This is a genomic window from Streptomyces sp. NPDC001816 (genome assembly GCF_042892235.1).
Classification (GTDB): Bacteria; Actinomycetota; Actinomycetes; order Streptomycetales; family Streptomycetaceae; genus Streptomyces.
The window spans coordinates 967,793-981,876 of the sequence record NZ_JBIATY010000002.1; the positions used below are offsets into that span (position 1 = coordinate 967,793).

Here is a 14,084-nt window from a genome sequence, read left to right on the forward strand (position 1 = left end):
TATCGGTTCGCGTCGGTCAGTTCGCGTCGGTCAGTTCGCGTCGGTCACGTGCGTTCGCTGCTCGCCGAGCTCGATGCGTCCGTCCGGGGTGGCGATGGTCGCGGTCACCACATCGCCCTGCCGCAGGTAGTGGGGGTTCTTCGCCTGGCTCTTGAAGAACGCCTTTCGTTGCAATTCATCGCGGACAGTCAGGCTCCAGGGCGGCAGAACCATCGCAGAAAGCCGTCAGCCGGGCGCCCATGTAGATGCTGAAGGGCTGGGAGACAAACGCCTCCCGGGCGAGTATCAGATTCGGGGTATATGCGTTCACCTCAGCCTCACTTCATTGGTGACTGAATCGATCTCACGCGTCAGGCGGGAGATGAGCCTCTGCGACGCGGCTGGCATCAGCCGCTGGTAGAGGCGCGGCGCGTGGCGCTTGGCCGACCACAGAATGCGGGCCTGCCGCGGGGTCACCACGTAGAAGTGTCCTGACCCAGCGGCGTGAAGCATCTCTTTTGCAACAGTGCGAGCGTCCACGCCCGAGCGCTCCGGCAGTTGCGCGGTGAGGGCACGTGCCTCCTCGCTCCCGATGGTCAGTTCTGGCAGCCGGGAGCGGTAGAAGGTCGACAACTTCACTGTGACGCCGATGCCGCTGCCTGCGAGGTCGGACGCCAGCGTCTCCGAGAGGGCGAGGACCGCCGCTTTACAACGGCTAACAAAATGAGGTGGATCGGCGTTGGTTGCCGTGTCCGAGGCGGGAGTTGAACGTTCGGCTCGGCGTGGACATCGCCGTGGATCGTGTCGGATGAGCTGTGGGACCGCTTGGAGCCGCTGCTGCCGCAGCGTGAGCGCCGCTTCCGGTATCCCGGCCGCAAGGCGTTACCGGACCGGGAGGTGCTGTGCGGGATCCTGTACGTGCTGCACACCGGCATCCAGTGGGAGTACCTCCCGAAGGAGCTGGGCTTCGGCTCGGGCATGACCTGCTGGCGACGGCTGCGGGACTGGAACGAGGCCGGCGTGTGGCAACGGCTCCACGAGGTCCTGCTGGCCGAACTGAACGCAGCCTCGCGGCTGGACTGGTCCCGCTGGGTGGTCGACTCTTCCCATGTCAGGGCGCTAAAAGGGGGAGCCACACGGGCCCCTCGCCGGTCGACCGGGGCCGGGCAGGATCGAAACACCACCTCATCACCGACGGACACGGCACCCCGCTCGCCGTCCTGCTGACCGGCGGCAACCGCAACGACGTCACCCAGCTCCTGCCCTTGCTCGATGCGATCCCGCCGGTCCGCGGCCGGGTCGGACGACCGCGCCGCAAACCCGACTCGCTCTTCGCCGACCGTGGCTACGACCACGACATCTACCGAGACCAGGTCCGCGCTCGCGGCATCGTGCCGGCCATTGCCCGCCGCGGAACACGGCACGGCACCGGACTGGGTACCTACCGCTGGGTGATCGAGAGAAGCTTCGCGTGGCTGCATGGCTTCCGACGTCTGCGGATCCGATGGGAACGCAGAGCCGACATCCACGAAGCGTTCCTCAAACTCGCCTGCTGCCTGATCACACACCGACAACTCAGCTCATTGCGTCAGCCGTTGTAAAGGAGAAGGGAGCGGCTACCCCGGAGGCAGCGCGCGCTCCCTGCGGTTGCGCTTCTCCATAGCCGCGCCCACCCAGATGCACCAGGCGACGCAGCTGGCCAGGAGGAGGAAATAGGTCATGAATCCGTTGGTGTCGCCGAAGAGCCACAGCACCAGTGCGGGGGGCCCGAAAACGATCAGCGGGCCGATGACCCACCAGGTCAGATATGTGCGCAGTATCTCCCCGCCGACGAGCGGCGTCTCCTCGTGCACCGCGTAGTGGGTGACCGAGGTACTGCCGTTCCCGTACTGTGTGTAGGACGAGTCGCCGACGGTCAGGCGATGCCGACGCAAGGGGATCACCGGTAGAAAAAGCAGCACGGCCCACTGGGTGGCGTGGTGCCTGCCGTCACGATTCGGGTAGCTGAAGCCCCGATACGTGGTGCCGAATCCGTTCCACGTCGACATTCTTCGCATCCTCCTCGTCGCCTCCGGCCTGAACTGTCTCACGTCTGGTGGGATTGGGGGTCGGATCAGCCGTGATCCGTACGTCGTAGGGCCTGTCCAAGCAGCCGAACCCTCTGGAGACTCAGCGCAAGGCCAAGTACGCCGGCGGGATCGCGTCGAGCAGGGGCAGCAGTTGGGTGCCGTCGTTGCAGTTGCCGCCGGTCAGCAAGATCGCGAACGGGGTGCGTCCGGCAACGGCTTACGGCCCGGACAACGGAAGCGGCGCTCACACTGCCGCAGCAGCGGCTCCAGGCGGTCCCACAGCTCATCCGACACGATCCACGGTGACGCCCCCACGCCAGACCGAACGCCCAACTCTCGCCCGCCCACGGGCGTCAGGAGCGATCCACCTCATTTTGTTAGCCGTTGTTAGCGGCGTTGTACGCACTTACCCGCGGCAGAGCGTGGAAGGCGGCCGCGCTGGCAACATTGACGATGTGTCCTGCCTTTTGCTGACGCATCACCGGTAGTACGGCGCTGCAGCCGTGCACCGTTCCCAGCACGTTCACATCCAGGACTTCCTTCCATACGTCGACCGGAAGCTCCTCGAAGCGCCCGCCCGCGCCGATTCCCGCGCTGTTGACAACAAGATCGACTCCGCCGAATGCGACCACGGTTTCGTCGACGACAGCTTGGACGGCATCGGCGACCTTGACATCGACACCGCTGTGCAGAGCGCGGCCCAGTGAGGAGTCTGCTTTCAGGCGGGCGGTGTCGATATCCGCGGCCATGACTCTCCACCCGGCGTCGAGCAGAAGGAGCGTGGTCTCGCGGCCGAGGCCGCTCGCCGCACCGAAGACGAGGGCCCGCTTTCCCGGGAACCGGCGGGTGAGCTGCGAGGCACTGTGGGTCATGACGGCAGGTACTCCGAGGTGATGTGATCGGCTGCCACTCCGTCTTGAACCATCCGGCGCACGGCGTCGGACTCCGCCCAGTCGGAGAGCGTGGTGAAGGTGTCGCTTCCGGGTTTGGCGGCCGGAGCGCCAGGTCGCAGCGGGCCGCGGCGGCTGAACCGCAGATAGGTCGGTGCCACCGCAGTGACCGATGTTCCGGCGGGGTGGTTGGGCTCACGGAGTAGGCCCAGCGTGCGGGTGGGGTCGTATGACGCTTCCTGCTCGCGTATTTCGTCGAGACTGCGTACAGGGATCGCTCCGGCTCCGGCGGCGCGCAGTGCCGCGACTGCATCGCGGACCGTGCGCCGTCGCAGTGCCGCAGCAATCTTCTCGGCCACCGCGCCCTCGCAGGTCAGGTCCAAGGACTCGGAGCAGGGCGCTATCGCGAGCGCGTGAAGGACGTCAGTGAGCTGGTCGTCGCGGGCACCAAGTGCGAGATGGCCGTCGCGGGCCTGGTAGAGGCGCTGGAGCGCGCCGACTCCGACTGCATTGGGCCCGGAGGGTTCTCCCTCGAATGCCGCATGGCCGTTGGTGAAGAGCGTGAAAGGTAGTTGGGCGAGGCCAGCGGCGGCCGCCAGTGAGGTGCGGGCAGGAGGCGGTGTTCCCCCTCGGGCTCGGACCAACAGGCCCGCAGCGGTTGCCAGCGCGGCGAGATAGCCGGTCAGTGCGTCAACGCAGGAGGCGATGGCGTGCAGTTCGGGGGCACTTCCGCCGTAGCGAAGCATGATGCCCGTCGCGGCCTGCAGGACGGGGTCGTAACCGCGTCGTTCCGCCCACGGTCCCGCAGAGGGTCCCTCAAAGGCGGAAATTGTGGTCCAGGCCACATGCGGGGCGGCAGCGCGCAGCTCGCGTGGGTCGAGCCCCAGGCGGGCCAATGTCTGGCCGGAGAAGTTCTCGACCACTACATCGGTGTGACTCAGCGCGCGACGCAGCGTCTCCGCGCCTTCGGGCCGAGCGATGTCGAGGAGGACGGAGCGCTTGCCGCGATTGACCTCCAATCCGTACCAGCAGACCATTCGCGGACCGTGATGAGGCCGCGGGGCATCGATCTTGATGACGTCGGCGCCCAGTTCGGCCAGGGTGCGTGCCGCTATCGGCCCCGCGACCATGCAGGACAGGTCGATGACGCGGCAGCCGTGCAGAGGCAGACTCTTGGGTGGCGGCACGGGGAACGGTACGCCCTTTGCCTCAGGTTCGGCGTCGTACCACACGGCCGGCCCCGGAGCGTGGATACCGTTGCGGTCGGTGAACAACCCCGCCAGTGCCGTCTCGGGTAGCGCCGCCCACTCCGCAGACGTCCGCTGCACAGCGCAGGGCAGACCCGCGTCGCCGAGCAGCCGTTCCCAGTCATGGGCGGGTCGAGTCGCGAATGCGTCGGCCAGAGCCTTGCGCACCTTGCGGCGTGCGGCCGGCGCAAGTGCGCTGCCGTCAAGAACGTTGTCGCGACGCGGCGGTCCGTAGAGGCTGTGGGTCCCCAGGCCCGTGGAGCGAAGACCGTCAAGGACACCGACCTTGTCCAGCAGCATGGTGGGGAGGCGGTCATGGTCCATGGCGAAGACGTAGAGGAGCCGACCGTCCGCGCAGGCGTAGGAGTCCATGAGCGGCGGGACCAAGCCGCTGGCCAGCCCTCCCACGCGTTCCCGAAGTCTCAGGGGCGCGTGCGCAAGGACGGCTCGCGCCGCCCCGACCAGCGGCTTGACCAGGGCAGGGAGAGGCGGCGTGTCGTAGCGGCTGGGCTGGCGTTCGAGGTGCAGCAGCACCGGCCCCATAGCAGCCAGCAGCGACGCCGCGAGTGGGACTTCCACATGATCCCCACAGCCGTCGCGCTCACGGCCGACCAGCGCTGCCACTGCTGCCAACGCTCCGTGTACCCCACCGTAAACGGACGCTAGCGGCAGCGCGGTGAATACCGGTGGCAGACCCACGAGCCCACGGATCAGGCTCGTGTCGGTGTACAGCCCACAGGCCGCGCCAAGCACGACCTCCCAAGCCGGCAGATTGGACAGTTCGGTGTCGGTGCTCGCGAAGCCCGGCTGGCTCACCCAGATCAGTCGGTCGTCGCGCGCGCGACAGTCGGCGGCGTTCAGGCCCGCCCGCTCAAGTGCGCCCGGGCGTGCGTTTTCGAGCACTACATCGCACCCTGCAATCAGCACCTCGGCCTCCGCGCGGTCCCGTGGCTGACGCAAGTCGAGCGATACCTCCTCCTTGCCGGCCGCCAACGCGCGGTTGAGTGGCTCGGGAAGCTTCGCCGACCCGGCAGGCACGACGCGGATCACGTCCGCGCCCAAGTCGGACAGGAGACGTCCAGCCAGGGCTCCGGCGAGCCAGCCTCCCAGCTCCAGAACGCGGATACCCTGCAGCGGTTTCACGCGGCCCTGCCTTTTTGGGTTCGTCCTGAAAGTTCCCGACCGCGGGGCTCCTGTTCGGCCTCCAGCAGTTGAATGATCGGGTTGGCCAGGTCGGGCGGAAGGGCGCCCGGCAGGAACCCAAGGGCCGGGGCTTCGGCGTGTGCGGCAGCGCTGCACGGGAGTTCGTCGAAGGCCGCCGCGGCCAGGACACCTTCGAGAGCCGCACCGGGGTGCGCGGTGGTGCTTTTCATCATCATCGTTCTCACAGGGGCAGGCGGGAAAGATGTCGCGACAGGTGGCGCGTCGCGGTCGCGAAGTAGGCGGGCGGCGGTGCCACACAGAAGCCGCTTCGATTTTGAAAGTACCGTAACGGTTCGAAAATCGAAGCACAAGTCGCCGGGAAGGCGGCACCAGCTGCGCGACGGAGCTTCACTCGCGCCCACCCCCGCTACCGGCGGGACCCTCCAGCTCTGACGGAAAGGTCGGCGCCCATGATCGAGGCGGTCACCACGCTCCCGCCCATCGTCGTCGCCGACCTCTTCGGTCTCCACCCGGAGGCGGCAACCTCCGCCGCGCAGTGGCACCCGTGTCCCCGCTCTCTGAAAGGAGGTGACGCAACCATGGAACTCGACCTCGAGGCTCTGGCGATGCCGCCCGCCGAGGAGGAGGCCGGCTACCTGTGTGAGTGGACCTGCACCGGAGTCGATGTCGACCGGAGGAGTATGCCTGCCTCTGATGCGGCACGGCTGTCCATGGGACCTTCTCGATTGCCGAACCGACGCCGCCTCGATGGGATTTCCTGAATTCGGCTCCGCCCGCAGTTTCGTTTGCGCCGTGAGGCGCTGCTGGTTCAAGTGGACGTGCAAAGACCGTGCGCCACGAGGGGCTGGCACTGATCCGCGTGCGGGTGTAAGACCTGCACCGTCGTCCCGACAGTCGGTCGATGCGATGAATCGGCAATGGACAGGGGTCCTGCGAGCGCATGCCGAGGCCGTCCAGGAGGCTGTGGCGCGGGGAGTGCAATGCCGATTGGATCTCCCGGCGCTCGTGGTCGAGCGCCGGGAGATCGGCGGCCGGGGCGCGCCGCGAGTCCTGCAGCGTGGTGGCCAGGCGGTAGTGGCCGACGACACGAACCCCGGCGCTCGTCGTGACCGAGACGTGCATGTCGATGACACGCAACCGCACACGGCGGACCCGCGTGGGGTAGGAGCCCGTCGGACAGGCTTGCCCGCCGGGCTCGCGTGCGCTGGCCCTGCAGGCGGACCAGCAGCTGCGCGCCCGTGGTCGCGCTTCTGGCCAGGAACTCGTCGCTGTCGAAGCCCAGGCCCCCAGCAGCAGCATGCTGTCGTCCAGCAGCGGCAGGAGTTGCTCGGGGGGACGGTCTCGGCCGAAGCGACCGGCCCGAAGACCGCGCCGAGCGGGGCCCGCGTCCCGGTCCCGTAGATGCGCTCTTGCGCTTCGCGGGATGCCGGCAGATTCCCAGCCGTACGCCAACTCGACATGGGAATCGGGTCAGGCGCCCCTGTAGGCGGGTTCCGGGAAGCGGGCGCCTGGCCCAGGCGTGCGGTGGATGGCTTCCGAGGGCAGGTGGGTGTGCCCTGCGGCGCATTCGAGCACGACCTGGACGGGCTGCTCGCAGGCTTATTCACTGCGACCCGGGCGGTTTCGTGGGCGTTCGTTCACCGGCCGGCCGCTGTCTACGTCCGGGGAGCACCCACGGACGCGCCCCGCTACAAGGCGTCCCGTCCGTGCCGGAAGGGCAGCTCGATGAGCACGGACGGGCGGGTGTCATCGCCAAGGTCACGAGGCGATCCTCGGACGCCGAGAATGGTCCGTGGCCACGCGATCCCAGTCGGATCTGGGTGATCCCCACCGAGGCCCCCGAGAGCCACTGGGGCGGACGCGGCCAGATCACCCCGCTCGCGGCCATTCTGGCCCGGCTCACCGGCTACGACACCGAGCAGGCCGGTGAGCTCGCGGCTCAACGCATCGCAGCCAGCTGGGCCGAACGCGAGCAATGCTCAATACCTGTTGGTCAGTCCTGACGGAAGAGGGCGTACCTTCCCGATGGATCGATCGGTAGGTCATCGAGCAAGGCCGACGTTGCAGCGTCGGTCGGAAGGCACGCTCGTGCTTACGGTAGGCAACGAGGACGACACCACGCCAAGCGGCCAGTCGGTGCTGGATGAGATCGTTCGGGAGGGCGCGCGGCGGATGCTGGCCACCGCACTCGAACCCGAAGTCAACGCCTATAAAGCGGAGTTGGGCAACGAACGCGACGAGAACGCCGTCGTCTGGTGGTCCGTAACGGCTATCAACAGCCCAGGAAGGTCACCACCGTGGCCGGAGCCGTCGAGGTCAAGGCACCGCGGGTCAACGACAAGCGGGTGGACGAGGCGCCCGTGGAGCGCAAGAGGTTCTCCTCGGCGATCCTGCCGCCCTGGTGTCGGAAGTCACCGAAGATCATTGAGGTGTTGTCGCTGTTGTATCTCCACGGCCTGTCGGCGGGGGACTTCGTGCCCGCGCTGGAGCAGTTCCTCGGCTCCTCGGCCGGCCTGTCGCCCGCGACGGTGACGCGGCTGACCGCGCAGTGGCAGGCCGACCACAGGGCGTTCCAGGACCGTGATCTGTCCGCCAGGGACTATGTGTATGTCTGGGCGGACGGCGTCCACCTGCGCATCCGTCTGGAAGAGGCGAAGGCCGCGGTCCTGGTTCTGATGGGCGTGCGCGGGGACGGCACGAAGGAACTGATCGCGATGACGGACGGCTACCGCGAATCCTCCGAAGCGTGGGCGGGCCTGCTGCGGGACTGCGCTCGCCGTGGCATGCGTGCTCCGGTCCTGGCCGTCGGCGACGGCGCGCTCGGCTTCTGGAACGCGCTGAACGAGGTGTTTTCCGACACCCGTCATCAGAGGTGCTGGGTTCACAAAACGGCCAACATGGTCGACGCGCTCCCGAAATCCGCCCAGCCCGCTGCCAAGCGCGTCATCCAGGAGATCTACAACGCAGAGGACAAGGAGCACGCGACCAGGGCCGTCCGCGACTTCCAGCGGGCCTACGGGGCGAGGAACCCCAAGGTCGTCAAGCGGATCACGGACGACGAGGACGAGCTGCTGGCGTTCTTCGACTTCCCCGCCGAGCACTGGATTCACCTGCGGACCACCAACCCGATCGAGTCGACCTTCGCCACCGTGCGGCAGCGGACCAAGGTCACCAAGGGGGCCGGCAGCCGAGCCGCCGGGCTGGCAATGGTCTTCAAGCTCGTCGAATCCGCCCAGGCCCGCTGGCGTGCGGTGAATGCACCCCACCTCGTCGCACTCGTCCGCGCCGGAGCCCGCTTCGAACGCGGCGTGCTGGTAGAGAGTCCTGAGACGATCGCAGCGTGACGAGCCATAGCGGTGCCGGCGCAACCTTGCGCCAACAGCTGAGCGAGCCCCACCGGCTGGACCGGGGCGTCTCTTTCGGATCATGGTGTGTGTCCGGGCCGGAGGATCGCGCAGTCTGCTTGATCACGAGGGTGGGATGACGGGTGGGAGGGGGCGCATCACAAGGACTTGGGGGCCGGAAGTCCTAGGCCGAAGGTCTCATTCCCCTTCCGTGATCGGCTTGTGACGATGTCGACGTGCCTGGTCTTCACCAACTGATCGCGTTCTGCGCGATGTCCTCGCTGCTCGCTGCCCTTCCCGGACCGAACGTGCTGTTCGTGATTGGACGCGCTCTGGCCCACGGGCGGCGGGCCGCGCTGGCCTCGGTCCTCGGCAACGCGGTCGGCGGCTATGTCCTCGTCATCGTGGTGGCGCTTGGACTGGGGACCGTGGTGGAGCGCTCGGTGCTGGTGTACACCGTCATCAAGCTCGGTGGTGCGGCCTATCTGGTGTTCCTGGGTGTCAAGGCCCTCCGGGCCGGTCGGACCGTGCGGCTGGTGACCAGCAGCACGCTCAGCGTGCCGAAGAGGGCGGGACGCACGGTGTGGGAAGGCACGATCGTCGGGGCGACGAACCCCAAGAGCATCGTGTTCCTCACGGCCGTGCTGCCCCAGTTCGTGGACCGGGACCTCGGCCATGTCGTGGGCCAGATGCTGCTACTTGGGCTGACCGGCACCCTGCTGGCCCTGTCGTGCGACTGCGTGTGGGGGCTAACGGCCTCGGCCACACGGAACTGGTTCGGCAGGTCCCCACGGCGGCTGGCGCTCGCCGACCGCGCGGGCGGCCTGGCCATGATCGGTCTCGGCCTGAAGGTCGCGGTAATGGACCGCACCAACTGACCGCCCCGTCAGTAATTAACCGCGCTACAGCAATAAAACTCCAGAGGCAGCAGGCATTTACATGAGCTTCGAACAGCAACGTGTCGTCATCACTGGTGCGTCCCGCGACTTCGGCCGCACCCTCGCCATCCGTTTCGCCCAGCAGGGTGCCGAGGTCTTTGTGTCCTCCCGCAGCCTGAAGGCGTCACGACGCGTGGCGGGCGAGATACGTGACCTCGGCCACGAACACGTGCACGCCTTCGCATGCGACCTGGCTGAGGCCGCCTCGATCCGGCAGTTCGCCGCCGAAGTGGCACGGTGCACCGACCGGGTGGATGTGCTGGTCAACAACGGCGCCCGCTGGCTGGAGGGGCCAGATCTCCTCTCCGCCAGTGACGAGGACGTGACCGACACCATCGCCGCCGGAGCCACCGGCACGGTCTTGATCGTGAAGCACCTTTTGCCGCTGCTGCTCGCATCCGACAGACCAGACGTGGTCAACATGATCTCCGCCGCCGGGCTTCCGGCTCACCAGCGCTCCAACGCACATGACGCTTTCTACGCCGCAAAGAGTGCACAAGCTGGCTTCGCTGACATCCTCTCCAAGCGGCTACGACCCCAAGGCGTGCGGGTCATCTCGCTGTACCCGCCGGACTTCTGCAACCCAGACCCGCTGTCCCCGCAGTGGGAGAGCACGCCACGCGGCTCCAGCGACATGCTCACGGCCCACTCCGTGGCGGAGTGCGTGTTCTTCGCTCTCAAACAGCCCCGGGACTGCTTCATCAAGTCGTTCCACTTCGAGCAGGCCCCTGACGGGCCGACAGAACATCGATAAAGGAAGCCGAGCCGTGGCGTTTGGATTGATTGCACGAGCGACGCCAGGGTCAGCCCAGCCTGCGGTTCTCACCCAGCATCCCAGAATGCCACTCATACCGGGTCTCTTGGCCGATGCCCGAGCACCCGAGAGTGGCACCGTGATCAGAAACAAGGGGCCTGAACAGTTTGGTTGGGATCTTCGCGCGGGCCAGGGGAACATGCCTGGGAGGTGGGGTCCGGCGAGGTGGACGGTAGCGGTCTTGTCGTAGCAGGTGGCGAGGACACCGCCACTGCTTCAGGCGGGTTGATGCATCGCCCGACGGACCGCCAATCCACAAGTCTTGACAATTACTCCGACCGGTGAGCGGCCCGGGTCAATCACATGGGAGTGGCAGTCGGCGCCCGGCACCTGCGGCACCCGTGCCGCCGAGGACAGGGCCGCGCCCGCACTCAGGACAGTGCCTGCACCCCCCAACCCGAAGCCGCGAAAAGTTAATGTCCAACCGTTGGCTACCCACTCACCCTGAGAGTCGCGCCGTCACCCTGCCCCAGGTCGGCGCCGAACGCCTTCGGGGCGGTCTCCATCGCGTGGCGCCGGGCGGGTGTCGGCAATGTCTTGAGCCCACGCCTTGCTCCAGGCGTCCAGGGGCTCAAGCGCGTCAAGCAGTTGCCGCCCTCGCCTGGTCAGCGCATATCCGGCGCCGGGATCGGCGGTCACCAGCCCCGCCTCGTCGAGCTCGGCGAGGCGGTCGCTCAGCACGCTGGACGACATCCGATCACACGCGTCCTGCAGTGCCCGGAAGCCGAGCGGCTTCGTGCGCAGTTCCCAGAGCACGCGCAGCATCCAGCGGCGCCCTAGCAGGTCCAGCAGCGCCATGATCGGCCGTCCTGTGCGCGATGACCGCACTGGCCGGCCGGGCAATGGTGTCGTCATGGGCAACCTCCGCGATCCGCTTCTATTTTCGAAGCGCTCGTATAGTCACTTCGTTTTTCAAAGCAGATATGGAGTGTAGTTCATAACTCAGTTTCCACGCTGGCTCGCAGATACCGCCGTTGGAGCCTCCCTGTGACCCGGCCGCCAAGAGGATGCTTGACGAGTGATTGCCGCCCAACAGCGGGACGGAGCCGCTGGCACTGTTCCGCACCCTTGACGTGCACGACGAGCTCCCCTCCCGTATGCGACCGCTCGGCTCCGGCATCCTCGGGTACGGCCGGGTCGAGCCGCGACTTCGCGAGGTGATGATCCACCGGACCTGTGCACTCTGCGGCGCGGAGTATGAGTGGGGGTACACGCCGTCGGTTTCGCCAAGCCACTCGGCTTCACCGACGCCCAGCTCTTCTCGACTGTCCACGGCAGCGCCGAAGATCCGGTGTGGTCGCAGGACAAGGCGCCGATCTCCCGCCTTGCCGACGAGCTCTACGCGACAAATCACAGCGGGGGAGCAACGGCACGGCGCGCCATCACGGCCACCTGGACTCGCCTCTATGCCTGACCAGCGAAGACGAAACCATCCTCACGTCCGGAATGCCGACAGCCGCCCATTTCATGACCTTGGAGCAAGTTCAGCGGGCTCCGGCCGGATTGGTGTCCTCGCCAAGGTAGGTGCCGTATCCCTCGATGACCAGCGGGCCGTCGAAGATGAGCACTTCGTTGACCAGGCCGCCCCTCTGGTTGCGGTAGTTGATGACGAGGCAGTTCACGCCGACGTAGCTGCCAAGTACCTCGAATCGCAGGTCGGGGATACGCCGTAGGCCCTCTGCCCAGTAGGCGCGCAGTGCGTCCTTGCCTCGGATGACCCCGTCACCACCGAGCAGTTGCGCGGCCACTGGCGACCGGAACGAAACGTCCTCGGCGTAGTGCGTCAGCACAGCCTCCAGTTCGTGCGCGTTCCACGCCGTTACCCAGGAGTCGACGAACTGCTGCGCGGTCGCATGATCCATGGGCGCATTGTGCCAGGCCGCCCCAGGACCGGGTCGGTCCACTCGGCGGGCGCCAGTTCCGTCGGAGCGGTGGGCAAGCCCGTCGCCGTCGAACTGTTCTGCGATCACGCCCTGATGCGTGGAAAGCCGCAGTCAACAGGATGCAGGGCCGACCATCGCGAGCTCCTCATGCAGTGCGGGCAAACGCCGATCTCCCGGCAACTCCGTGATCTACAGACTCTGTGCACGGACATCGTCCGGCTCACTACGGAGGACATCAATCTCACGAAACGAGCCCGCCAGCCAGCCTCGGAGTGCAAGTCCCTGAACAAAAACTCGCCGCCGCCCGCGACAACGTCTGCTTTGCCAACAAGCGCATCGCCGACCTCGAAGTCCAGCTCGCCCAGCAGAGTCACGACACACCATGTCCGAGGCTGCCCTCCCCAAGACGATCACACTCGGCGGCCACCACGCGGCAGACCTCGCCCGGCTACTTCGCGAGGTGGAGCGATTCCTCGCCCCCAGCACCTACACCGGCACAACACCGTTCCGAGCGCTCTACTAACCGGTCCTCCTCGCCCGAATCTGGGGGTCCAGCGCCGAGCTGGACCCCTTCCCGCGCCTCGCACCACCGTACTCGCGGTAATCAAGAGGGGCGGGCTGCACGATGGGAGTGGGAGCTGGAGGACATGAACCGGGTCTGTCCGGGTTCTGGGAGATCAGGGCCGCGTGCGGCGTTGCGGTCTGCTTCGCGGACAGGCCGGCGGAACGTGGCGCGGTAGTCCCGTGGCCGCTGGCCGGTGTGCCGGGCGAAGATGGTGCTGAAGGTGCTTGTGTCCGTGTACCCGAGGTCGGCGGCGATGTGTGCGATGGTCCGGTCGGTGGTCTCCAGCAGATGACGGGCCCGGCGGACCCGAGCGGATTGCAGGTAGGCGAGCGGGGTCTGACCTGCTTCCTCGCCGAAGCGGCGGAGCATGGTGCGGGTGCTGACGTGGAACGTTTCGGCGAGGGCGGACAGGTCGTAGCGAGTCCCGAGGTTCTGGTCGAGCCACCGTTTCACGCCGAGTGAGAACTCGCGGCCGACGGCGGGCATGAGCTCCGGGTCGACGTAGGGAGTCTGGGTGGAGCGTGCGTCGTCGACGAGTGCGATGCGTGCGGTGCTGCGGGCGACGCGGGGGCCGTCGTGCTCACGGATCAAGTGGAGTGCGAAGTCGTACATGGCGCTGAAGGCGGCCGTGGTCGTCACACCGTGGTCGGTGACCACCAGGTGCTCGGGGCGCACCTTGACGTTGGCGTATCGACGGGCGAACCGGTCCGCGAACAGCCAGGACGTCGTCGCCTCGCGCCCGTCGAGCAGGCCGGCCTCGGCGACGAGGAAGGCGCCGACACAGATCGACACGACAGCGATACCGGAGGCGGCCTGCGACCGAATCGACGCCACTTCGGGTCTCAGGTTCGCGAGCGTCGCGTCGAGATCGAGGCTGGGCGACAGCTCGAAACCCGGCACGATCAGGACGTCGACGGGGCGCAGCGCCGAGACCTCGATGGCCGAGCCGCCGGAGGCAACCACCCGTCGCCGGGGCGAGACGACGGACACCTCGTAGGGCGGTCGGTCCGACCCTTGCGCCGCGGCGATGTGATCGGCCATGGCCAGCAGATCGGGGATCCCGAACACCTCCGAGGCGAAGCAGCCGGGATACGCCAGCACACCCAGGCGCAGCGGGTTCATGATTCCTCCGACTCCCCGCAGGGTTGGCGATATCGCCGCACTTTGTGGCGATGTCGCCGCTTCTCGTGG

The 14,084-nt window shown here is 67.2% G+C and carries 13 protein-coding genes and 6 pseudogenes; 8 read left to right on the forward strand and 11 right to left on the reverse strand.

Annotated elements, in window-relative coordinates; translation table 11 throughout:
• Positions 1 to 30: 30 nt before the first annotated feature.
• A pseudogene (locus ACFYZZ_RS10400) lies at positions 31 to 165 on the reverse strand (fumarylacetoacetase); the annotation flags it as partial.
• A gap of 141 nt (positions 166 to 306) precedes the next feature.
• A complete protein-coding gene (locus ACFYZZ_RS10405; RefSeq protein WP_389173490.1) occupies positions 307 to 618 on the reverse strand; it encodes a hypothetical protein in 312 nt (103 codons plus the stop codon).
• Between the two features lie 104 nt (positions 619 to 722).
• Here ACFYZZ_RS10405 and ACFYZZ_RS10410 point away from each other — a divergent pair.
• Positions 723 to 1,580: pseudogene (locus ACFYZZ_RS10410) on the forward strand (IS5 family transposase).
• Positions 1,581 to 1,595: 15 nt separating this feature from the next.
• Here ACFYZZ_RS10410 and ACFYZZ_RS10415 read toward each other — a convergent pair.
• The 5 genes and pseudogenes from ACFYZZ_RS10415 to ACFYZZ_RS10435 form a co-directional block, all read right to left on the reverse strand.
• Positions 1,596 to 2,027: a hypothetical protein gene (locus ACFYZZ_RS10415; RefSeq protein ID WP_389173492.1), complete on the reverse strand. Its 432-nt coding sequence runs from the start codon at positions 2,025 to 2,027 to the stop codon at positions 1,596 to 1,598.
• 142 nt (positions 2,028 to 2,169) lie between these two features.
• Positions 2,170 to 2,259: pseudogene (locus ACFYZZ_RS10420) on the reverse strand (IS5/IS1182 family transposase); the annotation flags it as partial.
• A pseudogene (locus tag ACFYZZ_RS10425) lies at positions 2,253 to 2,405 on the reverse strand (IS5/IS1182 family transposase); the annotation flags it as partial. The pseudogenes ACFYZZ_RS10425 and ACFYZZ_RS10420, both read right to left, overlap by 7 nt.
• 20 nt (positions 2,406 to 2,425) lie before the next feature.
• Complete coding sequence (locus tag ACFYZZ_RS10430) at positions 2,426 to 2,920, reverse strand: SDR family oxidoreductase (RefSeq protein ID WP_389173494.1); 495 nt, start codon at positions 2,918 to 2,920, stop codon at positions 2,426 to 2,428.
• Positions 2,917 to 5,328: a CoA transferase gene (locus tag ACFYZZ_RS10435; RefSeq protein WP_389173496.1), complete on the reverse strand. Its 2,412-nt coding sequence runs from the start codon at positions 5,326 to 5,328 to the stop codon at positions 2,917 to 2,919. The genes ACFYZZ_RS10430 and ACFYZZ_RS10435 overlap by 4 nt, the downstream gene beginning before the upstream one ends.
• A 470-nt stretch (positions 5,329 to 5,798) precedes the next feature.
• Between ACFYZZ_RS10435 and ACFYZZ_RS10440 the strand changes: the two genes are divergently transcribed.
• Positions 5,799 to 6,110 (forward strand): hypothetical protein, encoded by a 312-nt coding sequence (locus ACFYZZ_RS10440; protein ID WP_389173739.1) that lies wholly within the window; start codon positions 5,799 to 5,801, stop codon positions 6,108 to 6,110.
• 166 nt (positions 6,111 to 6,276) lie between these two features.
• On the opposite strand, the pseudogene ACFYZZ_RS10445 reads toward ACFYZZ_RS10440, so the two are convergent.
• Positions 6,277 to 6,743 (reverse strand): annotated as a pseudogene (locus tag ACFYZZ_RS10445) (IS4 family transposase); the annotation flags it as partial.
• A gap of 312 nt (positions 6,744 to 7,055) precedes the next feature.
• Here ACFYZZ_RS10445 and ACFYZZ_RS10450 point away from each other — a divergent pair.
• The 4 genes and pseudogenes from ACFYZZ_RS10450 to ACFYZZ_RS10465 all read left to right on the forward strand — a co-directional run bounded on the left by ACFYZZ_RS10450 (position 7,056) and on the right by ACFYZZ_RS10465 (position 10,385).
• Positions 7,056 to 7,352: a hypothetical protein gene (locus ACFYZZ_RS10450; RefSeq protein ID WP_389173498.1), complete on the forward strand. Its 297-nt coding sequence runs from the start codon at positions 7,056 to 7,058 to the stop codon at positions 7,350 to 7,352.
• Between the two features lie 85 nt (positions 7,353 to 7,437).
• A pseudogene (locus ACFYZZ_RS10455) lies at positions 7,438 to 8,693 on the forward strand (IS256 family transposase).
• A 272-nt stretch (positions 8,694 to 8,965) separates the two neighbouring features.
• Positions 8,966 to 9,571: a LysE family translocator gene (locus ACFYZZ_RS10460; RefSeq protein WP_389173714.1), complete on the forward strand. Its 606-nt coding sequence runs from the start codon at positions 8,966 to 8,968 to the stop codon at positions 9,569 to 9,571.
• A gap of 61 nt (positions 9,572 to 9,632) precedes the next feature.
• Positions 9,633 to 10,385, forward strand: coding sequence for an SDR family oxidoreductase (locus ACFYZZ_RS10465; protein ID WP_389173500.1), 753 nt, complete (start codon positions 9,633 to 9,635; stop codon positions 10,383 to 10,385).
• A 519-nt stretch (positions 10,386 to 10,904) separates the two neighbouring features.
• Here ACFYZZ_RS10465 and ACFYZZ_RS10470 read toward each other — a convergent pair.
• Positions 10,905 to 11,243, reverse strand: a complete 339-nt coding sequence (locus ACFYZZ_RS10470; protein ID WP_389173502.1) for a winged helix-turn-helix transcriptional regulator — start codon at positions 11,241 to 11,243, stop codon at positions 10,905 to 10,907.
• 403 nt (positions 11,244 to 11,646) lie between these two features.
• Here ACFYZZ_RS10470 and ACFYZZ_RS10475 point away from each other — a divergent pair, with 403 nt between their 5' ends.
• Positions 11,647 to 11,859, forward strand: a complete 213-nt coding sequence (locus tag ACFYZZ_RS10475; RefSeq protein ID WP_389173504.1) for a hypothetical protein — start codon at positions 11,647 to 11,649, stop codon at positions 11,857 to 11,859.
• 70 nt (positions 11,860 to 11,929) lie between these two features.
• Here ACFYZZ_RS10475 and ACFYZZ_RS10480 read toward each other — a convergent pair whose 3' ends face one another.
• The gene (locus ACFYZZ_RS10480) at positions 11,930 to 12,307 is read right to left on the reverse strand and encodes a nuclear transport factor 2 family protein (RefSeq protein WP_389173505.1); all 378 of its coding nucleotides are present in this window, start codon (positions 12,305 to 12,307) and stop codon (positions 11,930 to 11,932) included.
• Between the two features lie 403 nt (positions 12,308 to 12,710).
• Here ACFYZZ_RS10480 and ACFYZZ_RS10485 point away from each other — a divergent pair, with 403 nt between their 5' ends.
• Positions 12,711 to 12,851 carry a hypothetical protein gene (locus ACFYZZ_RS10485; RefSeq protein ID WP_389173507.1) on the forward strand — a complete coding sequence of 47 codons (141 nt, stop codon included), beginning with the start codon at positions 12,711 to 12,713 and terminating at the stop codon, positions 12,849 to 12,851.
• A gap of 81 nt (positions 12,852 to 12,932) precedes the next feature.
• Here the strand turns inward: ACFYZZ_RS10485 and ACFYZZ_RS10490 are convergent, their stop codons facing one another.
• Entirely contained in the window at positions 12,933 to 14,015 is a 1,083-nt protein-coding gene (locus tag ACFYZZ_RS10490; protein WP_389173509.1) for a GlxA family transcriptional regulator, read from the reverse strand.
• Between the last annotated feature and the right edge of the window lie 69 nt (positions 14,016 to 14,084).

Coding starts and splice junctions, on each gene's coding strand:
- ACFYZZ_RS10415 (WP_389173492.1), bottom strand. CDS start 2,027: ATGTCGACGTGGAACGGATTCGGCACCACGTATCGGGGCTTCAGCTAC.
- ACFYZZ_RS10430 (WP_389173494.1), bottom strand. CDS start 2,920: ATGACCCACAGTGCCTCGCAGCTCACCCGCCGGTTCCCGGGAAAGCGG.
- ACFYZZ_RS10440 (WP_389173739.1), top strand. CDS start 5,799: ATGATCGAGGCGGTCACCACGCTCCCGCCCATCGTCGTCGCCGACCTC.
- ACFYZZ_RS10460 (WP_389173714.1), top strand. CDS start 8,966: ATGTCCTCGCTGCTCGCTGCCCTTCCCGGACCGAACGTGCTGTTCGTG.
- ACFYZZ_RS10465 (WP_389173500.1), top strand. CDS start 9,633: ATGAGCTTCGAACAGCAACGTGTCGTCATCACTGGTGCGTCCCGCGAC.
- ACFYZZ_RS10470 (WP_389173502.1), bottom strand. CDS start 11,243: ATGGCGCTGCTGGACCTGCTAGGGCGCCGCTGGATGCTGCGCGTGCTC.
- ACFYZZ_RS10480 (WP_389173505.1), bottom strand. CDS start 12,307: ATGGATCATGCGACCGCGCAGCAGTTCGTCGACTCCTGGGTAACGGCG.
- ACFYZZ_RS10485 (WP_389173507.1), top strand. CDS start 12,711: ATGTCCGAGGCTGCCCTCCCCAAGACGATCACACTCGGCGGCCACCAC.
- ACFYZZ_RS10490 (WP_389173509.1), bottom strand. CDS start 14,015: ATGAACCCGCTGCGCCTGGGTGTGCTGGCGTATCCCGGCTGCTTCGCC.